Annotated in this window: 20 protein-coding genes; 4 read left to right on the top strand and 16 right to left on the bottom strand. The window is 39.3% G+C overall.

Going from position 1 to position 15,688, the window contains the following annotated elements:
* Window positions 1-291: 291 nt before the first annotated feature.
* On the bottom strand, window positions 292-714 hold the full coding sequence (locus tag PHV30_09430; GenBank protein MDD5457242.1) for a PaaI family thioesterase: 423 nt from the start codon (window positions 712-714) through the stop codon (window positions 292-294).
* A gap of 111 nt (window positions 715-825) precedes the next feature.
* Here PHV30_09430 and nadC point away from each other — a divergent pair, with 111 nt between their 5' ends.
* From nadC to PHV30_09415, 3 genes are all read left to right on the top strand, one after another.
* Window positions 826-1,704: a carboxylating nicotinate-nucleotide diphosphorylase gene (gene nadC / locus PHV30_09425; GenBank protein ID MDD5457241.1), complete on the top strand. Its 879-nt coding sequence runs from the start codon at window positions 826-828 to the stop codon at window positions 1,702-1,704.
* Between the two features lie 3 nt (window positions 1,705-1,707).
* Window positions 1,708-2,631 carry a methionyl-tRNA formyltransferase gene (locus PHV30_09420; GenBank protein MDD5457240.1) on the top strand — a complete coding sequence of 308 codons (924 nt, stop codon included), beginning with the start codon at window positions 1,708-1,710 and terminating at the stop codon, window positions 2,629-2,631.
* Between the two features lie 123 nt (window positions 2,632-2,754).
* On the top strand, window positions 2,755-3,651 hold the full coding sequence (locus PHV30_09415) for an ROK family protein (GenBank protein MDD5457239.1): 897 nt from the start codon (window positions 2,755-2,757) through the stop codon (window positions 3,649-3,651).
* On the opposite strand, the gene PHV30_09410 is transcribed toward PHV30_09415, so the two are convergent.
* Genes PHV30_09410 through PHV30_09400 form a run of 3 tightly spaced genes read right to left on the bottom strand, consistent with a single transcriptional unit; the run spans window position 3,622 to window position 5,038 of the window.
* Complete coding sequence (locus PHV30_09410; GenBank protein MDD5457238.1) at window positions 3,622-3,924, bottom strand: hypothetical protein; 303 nt, start codon at window positions 3,922-3,924, stop codon at window positions 3,622-3,624. The genes PHV30_09415 and PHV30_09410 overlap by 30 nt on opposite strands.
* On the bottom strand, window positions 3,924-4,328 hold the full coding sequence (locus tag PHV30_09405) for a prepilin-type N-terminal cleavage/methylation domain-containing protein (protein MDD5457237.1): 405 nt from the start codon (window positions 4,326-4,328) through the stop codon (window positions 3,924-3,926). Before PHV30_09405 ends, PHV30_09410 begins: the two co-directional genes overlap by 1 nt.
* 2 nt (window positions 4,329-4,330) lie before the next feature.
* Window positions 4,331-5,038: a prepilin peptidase gene (locus PHV30_09400; GenBank protein MDD5457236.1), complete on the bottom strand. Its 708-nt coding sequence runs from the start codon at window positions 5,036-5,038 to the stop codon at window positions 4,331-4,333.
* Window positions 5,039-5,185: 147 nt separating this feature from the next.
* Here PHV30_09400 and PHV30_09395 point away from each other — a divergent pair, with 147 nt between their 5' ends.
* Complete coding sequence (locus tag PHV30_09395) at window positions 5,186-5,602, top strand: hypothetical protein (GenBank protein MDD5457235.1); 417 nt, start codon at window positions 5,186-5,188, stop codon at window positions 5,600-5,602.
* 2 nt (window positions 5,603-5,604) lie between these two features.
* On the opposite strand, the gene PHV30_09390 is transcribed toward PHV30_09395, so the two are convergent.
* From PHV30_09390 to PHV30_09335, 12 genes are all read right to left on the bottom strand, one after another.
* On the bottom strand, window positions 5,605-7,059 hold the full coding sequence (locus PHV30_09390; GenBank protein ID MDD5457234.1) for a hypothetical protein: 1,455 nt from the start codon (window positions 7,057-7,059) through the stop codon (window positions 5,605-5,607).
* Window position 7,060: 1 nt separating this feature from the next.
* Window positions 7,061-7,396, bottom strand: a complete 336-nt coding sequence (locus tag PHV30_09385; protein MDD5457233.1) for a hypothetical protein — start codon at window positions 7,394-7,396, stop codon at window positions 7,061-7,063.
* Window positions 7,397-7,412: 16 nt separating this feature from the next.
* The gene (locus PHV30_09380) at window positions 7,413-7,787 is read right to left on the bottom strand and encodes a hypothetical protein (GenBank protein ID MDD5457232.1); all 375 of its coding nucleotides are present in this window, start codon (window positions 7,785-7,787) and stop codon (window positions 7,413-7,415) included.
* A gap of 14 nt (window positions 7,788-7,801) precedes the next feature.
* Window positions 7,802-8,128 carry a hypothetical protein gene (locus PHV30_09375; protein ID MDD5457231.1) on the bottom strand — a complete coding sequence of 109 codons (327 nt, stop codon included), beginning with the start codon at window positions 8,126-8,128 and terminating at the stop codon, window positions 7,802-7,804.
* Complete coding sequence (locus PHV30_09370; GenBank protein MDD5457230.1) at window positions 8,125-9,414, bottom strand: hypothetical protein; 1,290 nt, start codon at window positions 9,412-9,414, stop codon at window positions 8,125-8,127. The genes PHV30_09375 and PHV30_09370 overlap by 4 nt, the downstream gene beginning before the upstream one ends.
* Window positions 9,411-10,574 (bottom strand): hypothetical protein, encoded by a 1,164-nt coding sequence (locus PHV30_09365; protein ID MDD5457229.1) that lies wholly within the window; start codon window positions 10,572-10,574, stop codon window positions 9,411-9,413. Before PHV30_09365 ends, PHV30_09370 begins: the two co-directional genes overlap by 4 nt.
* On the bottom strand, window positions 10,558-11,133 hold the full coding sequence (locus PHV30_09360; protein ID MDD5457228.1) for a hypothetical protein: 576 nt from the start codon (window positions 11,131-11,133) through the stop codon (window positions 10,558-10,560). Before PHV30_09360 ends, PHV30_09365 begins: the two co-directional genes overlap by 17 nt.
* Window positions 11,134-11,143: 10 nt before the next feature.
* Window positions 11,144-11,920: a flagellar motor protein MotB gene (locus tag PHV30_09355; GenBank protein MDD5457227.1), complete on the bottom strand. Its 777-nt coding sequence runs from the start codon at window positions 11,918-11,920 to the stop codon at window positions 11,144-11,146.
* Complete coding sequence (locus PHV30_09350; GenBank protein MDD5457226.1) at window positions 11,898-12,710, bottom strand: MotA/TolQ/ExbB proton channel family protein; 813 nt, start codon at window positions 12,708-12,710, stop codon at window positions 11,898-11,900. The genes PHV30_09355 and PHV30_09350 overlap by 23 nt, the downstream gene beginning before the upstream one ends.
* Window positions 12,694-13,698, bottom strand: coding sequence for a FliG C-terminal domain-containing protein (locus tag PHV30_09345; GenBank protein ID MDD5457225.1), 1,005 nt, complete (start codon window positions 13,696-13,698; stop codon window positions 12,694-12,696). The genes PHV30_09350 and PHV30_09345 overlap by 17 nt, the downstream gene beginning before the upstream one ends.
* A gap of 11 nt (window positions 13,699-13,709) precedes the next feature.
* On the bottom strand, window positions 13,710-15,008 hold the full coding sequence (locus PHV30_09340; GenBank protein MDD5457224.1) for a flagellar M-ring protein FliF C-terminal domain-containing protein: 1,299 nt from the start codon (window positions 15,006-15,008) through the stop codon (window positions 13,710-13,712).
* Between the two features lie 17 nt (window positions 15,009-15,025).
* On the bottom strand, window positions 15,026-15,688 hold a 663-nt coding region (locus tag PHV30_09335; protein MDD5457223.1), incomplete at its 5' end, for a hypothetical protein.

Here is a 15,688-nt window from a genome sequence, read left to right as displayed (position 1 = left end):
ATCAAAAAACCTCGATAAACCTCTATCCATAATGTCCAGATCTGTATAGGGCTGATACTTAATTAGTGACATATAAACCATCTCCTTCCTTTCTCTATTTAAAATTTTTTTGCAGCGCTGCTTTTTTTAGTTTCTGCTTATAATAATGCAATAGGTTTGCCAATTATGCCGGCATAATGCTCAATCACCACGCAAGCGTGGTTGCTCGGAGCTCAGAGCTCTGGGGGAAATAATGTTATTGTCTAAAAAATATACAGTTAATAAAATTGTTTCCGGTGAAATAACCTAATATTATTTTTTGAAAAAATCGCTGATCAGATCCCTTTTTCTATAAGCCATACCCTGGAAAATAGCTATCAAGTCGTCATTTTCATTGGTTACTTTTACGTGATAGGTAGAAATTTTAGGATTAATGGATTCTTCTCTGGCCTCAGCATAGAGAGTACCGCTGGAAACTGCTTTGACAAATGACATATTGGTACTGATGGCTAAGGCTACGTTGCCATGCGCGTTGGAAGCTACGGCAAAAGCCAGGTCGGCCAGAGTAAACATGGCTCCTCCCTGTACGGTGCCAACGCTATTCAGATGGCGTGGTTCAATTTCCATTTTCGCCTTGCAGTACCCTTTGTTCAAATCCATTATCTTGACTCCAATAGAAGTCGCAAAATGATCATTTTTAAAATGTTCTTTTACTTTTTTCATCTCTTCGTTCATGTCTTACTCCTTTCAAAACATTCTGATCAATAGTCCTTGGTAGTGTATGATGGTCCTAAATTATAACATTTTATTTTACCTTTTACATACTTTCGGGTTAAACTATGGAACATGAACGGCATATCTGACCATTTAAAAACTATTGTGGAACTGGCCATCAAGGAAGATCTGGGTGAAGGTGATATTACCTCCAATCTTACCATCAATCCCGGGCAAATGTCTGAAGGTAATATAATAGCCAAGGCAGATGGGGTTATAAGCGGTATGATGGTAGCAGATTATATTTTGCAGAAATATACATCAGTTTCTTTCCAAATCCTACGTAAAGACGGAGAATTCGCAACCAAAGGAGAAACCATACTTAAACTCAAGGGTTCGACAATTGAAATTCTCAGTTATGAACGGATTATACTCAACTTTCTGCAACACTTAAGCGGAATTGCCACTTATACCAATAAATTCGTTATGAAAACATCTAATTACGGCTGCAAAATTCTTGATACACGCAAAACTTTGCCGGGAATGCGCAAACTGGAGAAAAAAGCCGTACTGGATGGCGGCGGAGTTAACCACAGAATGGGGCTATACGCAGCTATTCTGATTAAAGAAAACCATATCAAAGCCGCAGGCAGTATTACTAAAGCCATAAAAAAAATCAAAAACTCTCCGGAGTATCCCAAACTGCAAAAACGTTCGGATTTTTTTATCCAGGTGGAAACGGAAAATCTGGAACAGGTTAAAGAAGCCTGTTCTCTGGGAGTGGATGAAATATTGCTGGACAATATGCCACTGCTTTTGATGCAGGAGGCTATAGAGCTTATAAGGAAAATAGCGCCTCTGACTTCCATTGAAGTATCAGGAAATGTAGAACTAAAAAACGTAGTAAAAATTGCTCGTTTAAGACCAGACCGCATTAGCATAGGTAAAATTACCCATTCCGCACCTGTTCTGGACTTGTCTCTCTTGCTAGATGAAGTGCTGATTGTCTAAAACATGAAAATTCTCCTGTTCGGGATCACGCAATTTGCCGTTAAAGCCTTAAAAAAATTGATTTTACTTAAGCAAATACCGGACGGGGTTGTGCTCAACCAGTTTTACTCGCAGGATATTGAGACTATAAATTTAATTTGCAAAGATCATAACATTCCCGTATATTCTTACGAAAAAATTAATAATCCGCAATTTATTGACCTGGTAAAACATGTAATTAAACCTGATTTACTGCTGGTTTTTACCTTTGATCAGAAACTCAGCCCGGAAATTTATGAAAGCGCCAGATATGCGATAAATATGCATCCCTCCTATCTGCCCTATTATCGGGGCAATAATCCTTATTTCTGGTGCATAGCCAATGGAGAGGAATATACAGGAGTAACGTTACATTTCATCACAGAAAATTTTGATTCCGGAGAAATTATTTATCAGGAAAAAGTGCCGATCCATCCTGATGACACCTGTGGGATGGTTATAGCCAAGCAGGAAATTGTAGCGATTGATCTGCTGGAAAAATTGTTAACACATATCCAGTCCGGCGAAGAATTGCCGCGCCAGCCTCAACTGCAAGGGAATTTCCCTAAAGCGCCGAAATTACAGGTTCAGGACTGTTTTATTCATTGGGATTGGACCAGCCAAAAAATTGTTAATCACATAAGAGCACTAAATCCCTATACAGGTTCATATACCCAATACAAAAACACAGTATTAGCCATATATGACGGCAGCGCCACCAACTATGAAAGCAATGATGAGCCCGGAACAATAGTAAGCTTTTCCGCAGAAGGGCCGCTTATAAAATCGGGCAATGGAGGAGTAATCCTGAAAATTCTGACCTGCGGCAAAAAATATTTACTTTCAGGAAACGATTTTATAGAATACGAGAAAGTACAAATCGGCGAAAAATTCGCTACCTGGGAATAATTTAAGTGAAGAGTGAATCGTGAAACGCATGTCACCCTGAGCTTGACGAAGGGTGATTAATATTTTTTGTCCTACTTCGTCTGGCTCAGTATGACAAAAAAATATATAGAAAAGGATAAATAAATGTATATAGGGCTTGATATCGGCGGAACAAAAATACTGGGGTGTCTGGTTGATGAAAAAACCATCATTCAATCTTTCAAAGAAAAAACGCAGGGACAGGACAGTGCGGAAATCATTCTGGAACAGATAAAAAATGTTTGCCGCAACCTCATGGGTGACCGCAAAATTGGGGGTATCGGTATCGGCATGCCCGGAAATATTAATAAAGATACGGGTGTTGTGGTTTTCAGTCCCAACCTGCCATTTAAAGATTTCCCCATGAAACAGTTGCTGGAAAAAGAATTTAAAATTCCGGTAGCCATTGGTAATGATGTAAACATGGGGCTACTGGGAGAGCACTGGGCCGGCGCCGCTGCATCCTACCGCAATGTTGTAGGTATTTTTATCGGTACAGGCATTGGTGGTGCTATTATTCTGGATAACAAACTTTATCATGGCCATCATCATATAGCCGGAGAAATCGGGCACATGAAAATCAAGCTAAACGGTCCGCTTTGCAATTGTGGGGAAACTGGCTGTTTTGAAGCACTGGCTTCCAAACTTGGAATACAGCGTTATCTGGAAAAAAATGGTTTCCATTTTGACTCGATAATTAAAAGTTCCTTTCTTAAAGAACAACTGGGTAAAAACAACAAAACAGTAAAAAATGTCCTGAAAAAAGTTTCGGGTTATATTGGCGAAGTTACAGGTAATGTAGTAAACATCCTGGATCCCGAAGCAATTATTCTGGGCGGAGGAGTGATGGAATCCGTGGGTGATTATATGCTGAAAAAAATAAAACCTGTTGCCAACGCCAGGGCACTGGCCAAACCCACCATCAAGCTATCGGCGCTGAAAGATTATGCCGTTGTCTATGGGGCTGTACGCCTAATTTCTACGCTGAACAAAAAGGCCTGAATCCAGCATACTATCTCTGACCGTTATCTGATATTGACCGCTCGGTGTCTGCCAGATTAAATAAGAAGGATCGTTATACAATTCATTAAGCGGATAAGTCATGGCTTTTAAATATCGCACTCTTAAACCGGTTAGTTGTTCCTTTTCTTTTTTTAGTACTTTATCCATGCCGGAGAGATTTGTCTGCACTCCGATATAGATAAGTAAAAAAGTTGCCAGCACAAAAAAGGAGAACAAAAACTCCAAAAGAATAAATCCTTTATGCCTACCCATCAGATCATCCTTATACGTCCCGTAACCGGATCAATAATAATTTTCTTTTGCTTTTTGTCCAGTTGCAGGATGATTGTTTGTCCTTCTGATGGTGTAAGGTTTACTGTAAAATGAAAAGGTTTTCCATTAACGCTTATCCTTCGCGGTATGGTATGTTTTTTTAGCACCTCACCCGCTTCTGTTTTCAGTTCATAGCTTTCAGGTTCTAATGTCCAATAAACTTTAGTTTTATAGCTGTAAGCAAATTCCCGGCTTTGTTCCAGATATTTTTTTAAAAGTATGGATTCATTGTCCAGGCTCATGGAAAATAATATTTCCTTATAACCCAGAAGTCCAACTGTCATAATTAGACAGATTATGCTAAGGCCGATTATCATCTCGATTAAAGAAAAAGCTTTTTTCAAAATTATCTCCAGATAAAAAGGATTAGAAAAGTACAACTTAAAAGCGGAACAAACGGCAGTGTTTTCTTTTTCAGAACCAATGATAGAAGAATGCCGATAAATGACGACAAAAATAATAAAAGGACAGTCTTTTCCAGGCTTAAGAGCAAGGTCATACTGAAAAGTATAAAATAATCTCCGTCACCCATAGCTTCTTTTTTTAAAAATCTTCCAAGGATAAACGCGCTTAAAAAAATAATCAGAGTTAAACTTGCCGCGGATATTATTTGCCAAAAAAAATTGCCCGAAATAAAAGAAAGGAGCAGCGCTATTAATAATAAAGGATACAGAGTCTGATTATAGACCTGCATAGCCAGAAAATCCGTGAGCGTAATAATAATCAGCAGCAAGAAAAAAATCAGCCATAAAATAAAAAGCAGGCTTAAGTGGTACTGACTGAATATATATAAAGTTAGTAATCCGAACCCGAATTCAATCCAGGGATAATACCAGGAAAGCATTTTTTGGCAGAAACGACAACGCCCCTTATTTAATACAAATCCAAGAATGGGAATTAAATCAGTTAGTCCCAGCTTTTGTTCGCAGTGATCGCAATAAGACCTGCTGGCAAAAAGCGATTTATTTTGTAAAAGACGATAAACCGCCATATTGATAAAACTGCCTAAAACAGCTCCAAGAACAAAAAATAATATAATATCAGGAACATTCATAATTAAATTATATCAGAAAAAATTAATACAAGTTATGCTACATTTTCTACGATAAACTTTATTGGGGGGGAATATGAGGCATCTTCTACTACCTCTTGCTTCATATGTTTCCCCTTTTGAAAAATTAACCTTTGGAAAGGTGGCAACATGTCTGAGAAAATAGATGGCGCACGATCAATTGACAGGATCCTGCAGGAAAAAGAAGAAAAAGCAAAAAAAATTCTTGAAGATGTTTTAAAAATGCTTAAAGACCTGATTAAATCCAGCGGTAATATAGCGGAAATAAGGGCAAAGATTGATATGCTGAAGGAACTCAATTCCAACATGGCCGGAGAAGCTGAAAAATTATTGGATAAACTTGAAAAAATGGTTGGGATGCAAGGCGGCATGCAATTAAGTGAAGCTGACCGTATTAAAAAAATGCAGGAAATGGTAGGTGGCATGCTTAACGGTTCAATAAACGTAAACAATCTGAATAACGACAATATGGGCCTTATGAACATGACCCAGGATGAAAAACACAAAGATTCCAGAATCGACGGCTCGATCAGCGTAGCGGTATAAATTTATTTATTAAGCTGCAGAATAAGCTGAACTTCTCCGACACCTAATCCCAGATATTTAGCAATCTCATCCTCAAATATATTTATTGAGGCTAGTTGCACCACTTTTTCATTCCGGCTCAAGGCTTCATTGCCAACTATATTTTCTATTTCAACCTTTATATCCGGGTCTATGTCCGGCGGGAATTCTATACTTACTTTTTTGGCCTCGGTTTCTGGCTCTTTGTTTTGTTCTTCTTCAACACTTTGTTTTTCAATTTCTTCAGCCAGCTGTTCGGCTATGGTTTTATCCTCAGCAACAGGTTTGGAAGCTTCCTGCTTTGGCTCTTCATTTTTAGGTTCTTCTATCTTTGGTTCTTCTTTAGGCGGTTCAGGCAGAGCTTCTTTTACTTCAACTTCTGGCATAGCCGGAGCAGGCTTTTCCACTTTAGGAGGCTCGGAAACTTTTACAGGTTCTGGTTTAATAGGCGCAGTAGCCGGAGCAGGTGTGCTTTTTACTTCTTTTATTTTATTTTCCAGTTCATTAATTGCTGTTTTTGTTTTTTCTGTCACTTTGTCTGAAGTTTCCTGCAACTCTTTAATCAGTACGCTTACGGAGTTTTCCAGTTCTTCCAGTTTGTCGGTATTATCTATTTTACTGAAATCTCCTATCTGCTTTTTCATGCGAAAATACAGAAGTAACAGGAATACACTGACCCCCAGATCGATAAGAAAGAAAACAATGGGCATTATCCCTAAATTTACAGCAGGTCCATTACTACTTTTTTGCGACTTCTTTTTTTCTTTTTTGGAAGCGCTTTTTTCTTTTACAACCGCTTCCGGTTCAACCGCCTGCTTAACGGTTACCGATATTTTTTCCTCATTTCCTGTGATATTGGAAGTTGTGTTATCTTTTAAAATATTCTCCACAGCATCTTCGCTGCGCTCTTTCATTTCCAAGACTTTTGTATCCTGAGCTTTAGCCTTGGTAACCTCAACTTTCTTGACAGGAGCATCTTTAACTTCTACCTTTTTTAATCCAGTCGAACTCCCGGCAACTGCTTCTTTGGCAACCGCGGCTTTTTGCTGTTCAGGTATCATCGCCTTTTTCAGATTATTCATCCAATCGCTCATCAATCCTTCGGGAGTAGAATTATTCAAAGCAACTTCATCAGCATAAACCGCAAACAATTTTTTTCTATCAATAGACGCAGTATAAATATCCAAAGGATAGGTAAATGTAATGCGTTTCAGGTCGTTCAAACTTTTTACATTTTCATTCATCCTGGCGGCAATAATCTGAGCCCGCGCATAGGGGGACTGATATTCCCCTTTAGAAATCAGGCGCATGATAACCTGTCCGTTATAATACACTTCACCGGCTTTTTTATCTCCCATCATTATATCTTTTGCTGAAAAATTAAGGTCTGCCGCAAATAAAAAGCTTAAGAGAAGTATTATACCGACATTACATTTCATTTTACCCACTCCAATCCAGCGCTTTACCCACATCCGGATCCTGATAAGGCGCATACTCTACATTAATATCTTCTTCCATTTCATCTGGAAGTTCTTCCTGCTTTTTCTTTTTTTCCCGCTGCGCTTCTTCTTTTCTGTTCCTGTTTATTTCCGGATCTACATTAATGTCTTCAGAGGTGTCGATTTCTTTGGTTTCGTACTTATGGTCCTCAGCCTGTTGTTCCGTAATATTAGCCAACTGCTGCTGCTGTATTTTTAAAAAATCATCCCCCGCGACCTTGGACAAGTCTGACCTCTGATTGGTCAATGCTGATAATTCTACTGGGGTTATGGCCATTTTTCAATGATTTTTGTTATTTAACATCCTTTAATATTTTTTTTAGCTCATCCCTATCCGAAATCAACATTAAAAAAGGACCGTCACCGCTAAAAGCAACAACTTTTGCCGAATATATACCATTTCCGGGGAACATAAACTCACTGGGATATTTGCCGGCTGTTCCTGAAAATTTTCCCAGCAGCTTATCGTTTTCGTCATAGATAAACAAGTCGGCATCCAGAGTTTTCTGAGTATAAAGGCCTACATACCTGGAAGTGCTTTTCTCCCCTGTCATTTTAAATTTAACCTGATAAAACTTTCCCCTGGATAATGAATCTGTGATCATAATGGGGTAAGCGATCACTGTCATCAAAAAAAGAAAAAATATTAATCTCGTTATTTTGTACATAATTTTTGCCTGCTTTATAAAATTTTAATGATAATGAGGCCGATCATCACTATAAGAGCAGTAAGAATCATACCCACTACCCAGTTCATTTTTTTTACTTCTTCCCATTCGTTGATATCCTTGGTCAATAAATCAAATACCTTTATAGATACTCCCACGCCAAAAGCAAAACCTATTGAGGCTACAACTATCCAGCCTAAAGATACGCCCCACTTTACAAGCAGGTCTTTGAATGACAGAGATATGCTGGCAAAGCCAACTCCTCCGGCACTCTGCACCTCATCAGCGAAAACTGTGCCCAGTAGAATTAATAACGCACAAAACCTTTTTACATTTTTCATTTTTTCTCCTCCTTTTTCCCTAGATCAATATTATTCGTTTTTAAGAAATTATTCAAACTTTCATTGTCTTTGTCCAGCTCATAAGCTTTCCTCCAATTCTCCAGTGATTCTTCTTTCAAACCCAGCGACCAATAAATAGAACCAAGACGGGTGTAAATTTCCGGAATATTTGGGTTCAGCATCTTGGCTTTGGTCAGCTCTTCTATGGCGTCAAAATATCTTTCATCATAATAGTACTGCAGGGCCCTATAATAGTGTTTCATAATGTCTTCCTTGAGAGTCTGTACGTTTTTAAAACCTTCAGCCTCAATGACATCACGCAAGGCATTGACCTCGCTTTTCAGCTGATCCTTTTCTTTCTGTAATTCCCTGATCAGTGTAGTAAGCTGGGCATGCAGTTTATCTTTATCGGCTGTAAGGTCCTGCACAATTTTGTCGGCTTTGCCGGCATTGGCCAGAGCACCCTGATATTTTTCACCGATAATACCGCTTTTTTCATCAATATCCTTTATTTTATTGGAAAACCGGTTGTACTCTTCGCCGTAAAACGTAAAAAAATTCATCTTAAAATCCAGGCCGATGGTTACATTTTCAAAAGGAATATCTCCGTAATTAGGATTATTTCCACTTCTGAAAGGCAACTGCGTAAGTGCCAGTTTAAAGGTCAACTGATCGGTAACAGGAAAGACCAGGCCCAGATTAAAATCGCGGCTGTCATATTCAAAACTTATCCTGCCGGTATTTTTTCCGGCTTTGGAAAAATAATAAGAAACCGAATAAAATAAATTGCTCAGGAGCAGTGTGTAAGGATTATAAAAATTTGCCAGACGACCCTCACCAAGACCCGCACTTAGCTCCCATTGATCCATACGATAGGTAGTCACAGCATAAACGCTCATATTGTTGATATATTTTTCATTAAGCGTATCGAATGTAGAGGCTTTGTCCTTGGCCATGATATTATCCACACCAAAAGCCAGGTTCAGGTTGGGCATGAACAAATCTTTGGCCAGCAGCAACTGTATATTTCCGGCCACATCATTGGCATTGATTCTGGTAATACCCAGCATCAAAAAATCCGTCAGACTGTAATTCAGGTAATAATCATCTTCCCAGTAAGCGATTCCGCTCAAGTAATAAGGCGCGTAGGACAGGCCCAGTTCAAACTGTCCGATAACGCCCGGGAGCGCCGCCGGAGTATTGATAACTGTATTAACTCTGTTAAATACAGCGCTATAGGAAATCATGGTTAAAAGCATTATCATGAATAAAATTTTGTTTCTCACTTTTTACTCTCTCCAACCTGGAACAATTCCGGGTGTTCCTTTTTCAAATTCTCCAATTGCGTTCTGGCTTCCTGATTTTCCGGCTCTAGAGACAAAGTGAGCAACCATTCCTCTTTGGCCTGGTCAAAATGGCCAAGCTTGTAATATATGGAACCCAGACTTTCATGAATAACCGGCATATTGGGATACAGAGAATTGGCCATTTTGTATTCCTGGTAAGCTTTTTCCAGATCGTGAAGATAATAATACTCCAGACCTTTCTGAATATGTTTAAGTGTGGTTTTCAGCAGCAGCGTCTGATCCTCGCGCAAGTTCTGCTCAACTATTTTCTGCTGAACAATCTCGTTTACCAGTTTTTTCTGAAATTGTTCAGAATACAAATACTCCATAGCATTGATTTTGGCGGTGACATTATTTATCTGTTTTTCCTGATTTTTCAGACGGGTCAAAGCCTCTGAGGTCAGTTTGTTCCCGGCATAAACATTTTGTTCGACTGCTTTTCCGCTTTTGCCGAAGTTTAGAAGTGTAAATCCCAGTTCCAGTACTTTGTAATCACCGACGGTAACACCCGGCGACATCCCATATGCGGAAACATTAACCCTTATCTGGTCTGACCAGGGGAACCCCAGTCCCGCCCCAATAATACCATAATCATAAAACGTATAGAGATTTACATTTTCCATGATTTTAGTTTCAGCTCCCCCAAAGACAACAAAAAGATCGGAACCGTTATTTATAACCCTCTCCAGGCCCAGGTTAATTTTGATATTATTGAAGTCAAACCCGTAAATAGCGTACTCCTGGGGATAGGGAGAATTGGTGTCGGCAAAATTCATGCCCAGATTTCTGATGCCCAGGCCTATCTCGCCCCAATCAACGTCCAGCAGGTATCGGTACTGCAATTCCATGGTTAATTTGTCTGACACATATTTTTTTTGCAAGGCAAAACTGAGGTCATCCGTAAAATTGTACAAAAACTGAGCCGAATCAAATAATTTATAAGTATTGCTCTGTGAAAAATAGGCATAGCTCAAATTAATCTCATAATATTCTTTGAGATTTTTGCTTAACCGTGGATACATAAAGCCGTCACCATAATTAAGAGCCGCAGCCGTCGCGGCAAAAACCAGAACAAAAAATAAGCTAATTTTTAGTTTCAACCGGGAGCTCCTTATGTTCAACGCTTTCTTTTTTCAGGTCCAGCGCAGGATCAAAACAAATATAATACATACCGATATTTTGCGGACCTATATAGATCTCGAAAACAAACTGCATAATTTTTTCTTCCGGCAGGTACAAATGATAATACTTGGGACTGTCGGCAATTTTATCCAGGCTCAGGTCCAATCCGTTATTGGCAAATGCCTCAATAATCCAGTCGATAAAAAATCTGCCGAAATAATTTTCCGAAAAAGTAAATAATTCCTTAAACCGCCGAACCTCCACTATTCCTTCACCGCCCAGTATTCTATTGGTCAGAATATAAATAATGTTGGTATCCATTATCTGCATAATGGGCTGTTTCTTATTATGCAGCAGTGTAAATGTATAAAATTTTCTATCCAGCTGCTGAATAGTTTCATAAGTCACAAGTTTTTTTTCAACAAACTTACAGTTGAACAAAATTTTGAGTTTGGTGGAAATCAAATCGCTAAGCCGCAGACCAACGCGCTTTATTGTTTCTTCTATCTGGGTTTCATTTTTTTTATCTGTTACCAACCTTGTCTCCCTATCTGCTGTTTACCGAATCCTGGACGCTTTTTGTAACGTCCAGTATCTGAGTACCGGTATCTGTATTCATGATGGCATTGAAGTCTATTTTCCCGTCGTCCTTAACATCCCCCACAACCGGCTTGAAAATTATTCTTACCCGGCGATTTTTTGCCCTGGTCTCCTCACTTGTATTGGCAACCAGCGGGCGGTACTGGTTATAACCTATTATATAACAATTCTCTTCTTTAATTCCATTCTCCGCCAAAAAACGTACCACGCTGGCAGCCCTTGCTGCGGACAGTTCCCAGTTAGACTCAAAATTTAATGTCTTGATAGGGATATCATCCGTGTGACCCTCAACAACAATATTGGCATTTTTTACCTGTCTGAAATACTGGACAAATTCAGCCAGAATTAGTTTGGCTTCCTCTTTCAATTTGGCCTCAGCCACCGGGAAAAGCAGCTTGCTACCCAGGTCCATAACGATAGAATGTTCCTCGATTTTAACAGATACATCGTTCTGCAGCTTTTCTTTTTCAATATAATATTGCAGCTCGGTATATATTTTTTTTAAAATCCGTTCTTCTTCCTCATATTTCTGGAGCATGGCTTCTTTCATCTTGGAATTAAAAATATTGGAAAAAGATACAGAAAGCTGTTGAAATTTTACCGTATCCAACGTAGACATAGAAAACATCAGAATAAAAAAAGCCATAAGCAGCGATACCATATCGCTGAAAGAAGTCAGGAACAAAACTTCTTTACTGCTTTTATTTCTTCTTCGTTCTATCATATTTTTTTCGTTCTGCTCTCGACAAATATATAAGCATCTTTTCCTTTACGATCAAAGGGGCGTCTTCCCTGGAAATGGCAATGATGCCCACCAGGATCATTTCCTTAACCATAGCTTCCTCATCACTTAAAATTTCCAGTCGGCCGGCTAATGGTGTAAAAACCAGATTGGCCAGCAGCACTCCGTAAAAGGTAGCGACCATGGCCATGCCCATATTGGGGCCTATGGTTTCTGGCTCTTTTAAATTTTGCAGCAGCATTATAAGTCCGATTAAAGTGCCTAAAAGTCCAAAGCCCGGTGCATACTTGGCCATTACATCAAAATATACCTGTCCCAGATAATGGCGGTTAATGGTGGCCTGGATCTCATCTCGCAACAACTCGCTTACCTGTTCGGTAGGAACTTTATCAGCAATCAGCTGTATTCCGTGCTTTAGAAAAGGATCACTGATATTATCCAGGTCCTTAACAATGGCCATTTTACCTTCTGCTTTTATAGTTTGAGATATTTCTACAAGCTGATCAATAACTCTTTCAGGCACAGCCTTGCGGGTTAAAAAAATTACTTTAAGACGGCCCAGCATTTTAAAAATCTGGGTTAAGGGAAAATGGACCAATGATGCAGCCAGCGTTCCGCCGAAAACTATCACAATGGCTTCCTTCTGAATAAAAAACTTCAAGCCCCTGTCCAAGCCTATGGCCATAAGCAAAACCAATATTCCCGCTATTACGCCTAAAATAGTTGTCGGGTCCGGATAACTGTTGTAAAAACTTTTATTTTTCTGGTTCATGGGTTAATTTGATCCCTCCTTTTTGTTCCAATTTTCTGGCAATTCCTACAATCTTCCTCTTGGCATCTTCAATTTGTTCGGCTGAAATTTTCTTTTCCAACCCTATACTTTCGGAATCGACAATGGTACGGGTTCGCTCCGTCAGACAACGGTTAATTTTTTCCGCCAGAACGGCAGTAGTATTTAAACGGGAATAAGCAATCAGCCGGAAATCTGATATTTCGAACAAGATAGTCTGGAAAACCTGATCACTAATATCATTAAAATCCTCAAAGGTAAAAATAAGCGTTCTGAGTTTATTAGCAAATTCTTCATTTACCCCTGTATATTTGGATAAAATCTGTTCACGCTTGTTTTCCGGTAAAAATTCCATTATCGCTGCCAGTTTCTGCAGATATTCACCGGCACCAAGGGTGCTTTGTTCTCTCAGGGCATTGAAATGGGCGGCCAGTTCTACCTCAAAATCATAAAGCAATACCGCATTGGGAAGCTCCAGATTGTTCATGATTTTTAAAGCAAAACTCTCATCATCCATTCCTTCCAGCAGTTCCGCTGCTTTTCTGGGAGATAAATAATTAAAAACAAAGATTTTCATCTGGTCTGTTTCCTTGAGCAGGAATTCTTTTAATTCTGATAAGGGCACATCTTCCAGAAAGCGAAATTTGTCTTTTTTGTTCTTAAAAAACTCATTAGCTTTATTAATACCAAAGGATTCTTTTAAGAGTTTGCTGGATACATCCAAACCGCCAAACACATATTGCTTATCCAGGGCAATACTGTAAAAATCGTTAATTACTTCCACTCTCTTTTCATTATTGATCCTGCCGGTTTTTGCAATTTGCTCCAACAGTGGCTTGGCCTTCTCTTCGCCAAGTGTATTGATTATTTTTATTGTAATTCCCGGGGCCATATTCTCAATGGCCAGCAGTAAGACCGCCGCTTTCTCCAGATTAGGATTAGATTTTGTTTCCTGCATAATCTCAGTCATACCTCTTTGCCTTATTCAGAACCCTGCGGCTCCATTTTTTCTATCCAGTCTATCAAGGTTTTAGCAAATTCCTCGGGTTTGGCTTTAGCCAGACCGATGATTTCTTCCTGCTGTTTATCCGCCTTGGTTTGCACATCCTTTTCCTGTTTAAATAGCTGTTGTATTTCCAGTTCGTGCTGTCTGCGCTGCTGCTCCCGGCGATATTTCAAAATATAGCGGGTAAGAATAAAAATTAAATAACAGAATAAGGGGACACCCAGTACTATGATAAAAAACAACCTGTAAGTATAAACTAAATTAGAAAAAAGGGAGATATTTTTTTTAAGAGTGTACCCCAATCCTTTGAACGAATAAGAGATAATATAAAATTTATCCCCGCGTTCCGGTGTGTAACCAACTACGGACTGTATGAAGCTGGCCATTTCTTCTTTGGTTATATCAAGTTCCTTGAGCCGATCTTTATTCAGCACCAGACTCACATGCAAACGTTCAATCTTGCTTTCCGGGATAATTACAGTTTCCTTGCTTTCATTAATCAGCTGCTTGGTATATATTCGGTTGTCATTTTTTTCAATACCGAAGTCGCTCTGCTTTTTTGTGTTATCACTCAGTTTGTTTTTATAACCTTCGGCTGCTCTGCCTTCTTTTTCACTGGTATCCTGCTGGGGCATTATCAGCTGACCATTGCTATCCAGCTTGGCCGGCACAACCGTGGCGGAAGAATTCTGGCCTTTGGCTTTATTTTCAATATTATAAGGATTTACTTTGGGAAACCCTGGCAACTGCTCTATATGCCCCTTGCTGTTGCGGGGTGCCAGACCTGGCAATTTTTCATAAGGATCACTTTTATTACCCAATACTTCAGGAGTTTCAACAGGTTTATCGGTTTTTACTTCCGGTTTATCCAGGCGATAAGCTTTGTTGATAAAAGCATCCCGCCCTTCCTGGCTTTTATCGGCCTGCTCCTGCTGCGCACGGTCTTCTGAGGTATTCTCTTTTTTTTGTTCGGTGGAAGCATACTGGTATCTTTCGGTAATGTCTCTCGGAACATACTGAACCGAATAAGTTCTTTTTTGAACCTCCGCATACTGCAGAGAAATATTAACTATATAATTATTATGCCCCAGCATCTTATCCAGAATTTTGGTGGCGTTCTTCTGAAAAAATTCCTGTTTGCGGATATAGTCCGGCTTTTCAAAGTTGGAAACAATAAAAGCAGTCCATAAACCGGCCAGAGAAACACAAAAGAAAAACAATAATAGTAAAAGAAAATTTCGTTGATTTTTATCCATTTCCTTTACAGGTTTCATGGCATTCCTTTGCATACTCACAATTGTAATACCAGTCCGAAACGACTGACGTTTCCTATATCCATATTTTTAAATGCGTATTCCAGTATCAGGCTCCAGATGTTAAGCCGAATACCGGCTGAAAAATTATTATCTTCGTCAAGACCGCTATTTAGGAGCAGCCAGTCATTTTGATAACCGGCGGAAAAACGATATTTATTCAGGTTGCCAAGCATTTCTATTTGAGTAAACAGCTGACTTAAACGAAATTCCATGCCTATTTCATAATAAACCGTTTTATCGTTTTTTTCACTAGCTGCTAAAATATTATTGCATTTTGCGCCAAATTTCCAGAAAGACCGGCTGTCGTAAAGAATTCCTATATCGGCATTCCCAAATGATTTTTCATCAACCGCAGTCTTGGAAAAATTTTTATAGACAGCTCCCCAGTAAAGGCCAAAAGCTTCTCGCCCCAGAGCAAGCATTGCCATATTTTCACTATAGTAAGCTGTGCCGTTGGAAGTACCTGTAGCTGAAGTCCAATTAAAACCGGAATCATCTGCCAGCCGCATAAATCCGAGATTCACTCCCCAGTCGGCAAAGGTCATAGAATAACTTATTTTCTGCAGGCTGGTATCCACCAGCCACTTGCTGTTTTCCAGGCTGAGCCCGTCTTTTTGTCCGCTGATACCCAATACTGC

Source organism: Candidatus Margulisiibacteriota bacterium (assembly GCA_028715625.1).
Lineage (GTDB): Bacteria > Margulisbacteria > Riflemargulisbacteria > GWF2-35-9 > GWF2-35-9 > JAQURL01.
Note: the sequence above shows the minus strand (reverse complement) of the source record. Positions and strands in the feature narration are given on the sequence as shown.

Bases quoted from the DNA above. Each gene is read 5' to 3' on its own strand.
- PHV30_09390 (MDD5457234.1), bottom strand. From the start codon at position 7,059: ATGAAATGTAATGTCGGTATAATACTTCTCTTAAGCTTTTTATTTGCG.
- PHV30_09430 (MDD5457242.1), bottom strand. From the start codon at position 714: ATGAACGAAGAGATGAAAAAAGTAAAAGAACATTTTAAAAATGATCAT.
- PHV30_09350 (MDD5457226.1), bottom strand. From the start codon at position 12,710: ATGAACCAGAAAAATAAAAGTTTTTACAACAGTTATCCGGACCCGACA.
- PHV30_09400 (MDD5457236.1), bottom strand. From the start codon at position 5,038: ATGAATGTTCCTGATATTATATTATTTTTTGTTCTTGGAGCTGTTTTA.
- PHV30_09385 (MDD5457233.1), bottom strand. From the start codon at position 7,396: ATGGCCATAACCCCAGTAGAATTATCAGCATTGACCAATCAGAGGTCA.
- PHV30_09375 (MDD5457231.1), bottom strand. From the start codon at position 8,128: ATGAAAAATGTAAAAAGGTTTTGTGCGTTATTAATTCTACTGGGCACA.
- PHV30_09345 (MDD5457225.1), bottom strand. From the start codon at position 13,698: ATGACTGAGATTATGCAGGAAACAAAATCTAATCCTAATCTGGAGAAA.
- nadC (MDD5457241.1), top strand. From the start codon at position 826: ATGAACGGCATATCTGACCATTTAAAAACTATTGTGGAACTGGCCATC.
- PHV30_09355 (MDD5457227.1), bottom strand. From the start codon at position 11,920: ATGATAGAACGAAGAAGAAATAAAAGCAGTAAAGAAGTTTTGTTCCTG.
- PHV30_09380 (MDD5457232.1), bottom strand. From the start codon at position 7,787: ATGTACAAAATAACGAGATTAATATTTTTTCTTTTTTTGATGACAGTG.
- PHV30_09410 (MDD5457238.1), bottom strand. From the start codon at position 3,924: ATGGGTAGGCATAAAGGATTTATTCTTTTGGAGTTTTTGTTCTCCTTT.
- PHV30_09420 (MDD5457240.1), top strand. From the start codon at position 1,708: ATGAAAATTCTCCTGTTCGGGATCACGCAATTTGCCGTTAAAGCCTTA.
- PHV30_09340 (MDD5457224.1), bottom strand. From the start codon at position 15,008: ATGAAACCTGTAAAGGAAATGGATAAAAATCAACGAAATTTTCTTTTA.
- PHV30_09395 (MDD5457235.1), top strand. From the start codon at position 5,186: ATGTCTGAGAAAATAGATGGCGCACGATCAATTGACAGGATCCTGCAG.
- PHV30_09415 (MDD5457239.1), top strand. From the start codon at position 2,755: ATGTATATAGGGCTTGATATCGGCGGAACAAAAATACTGGGGTGTCTG.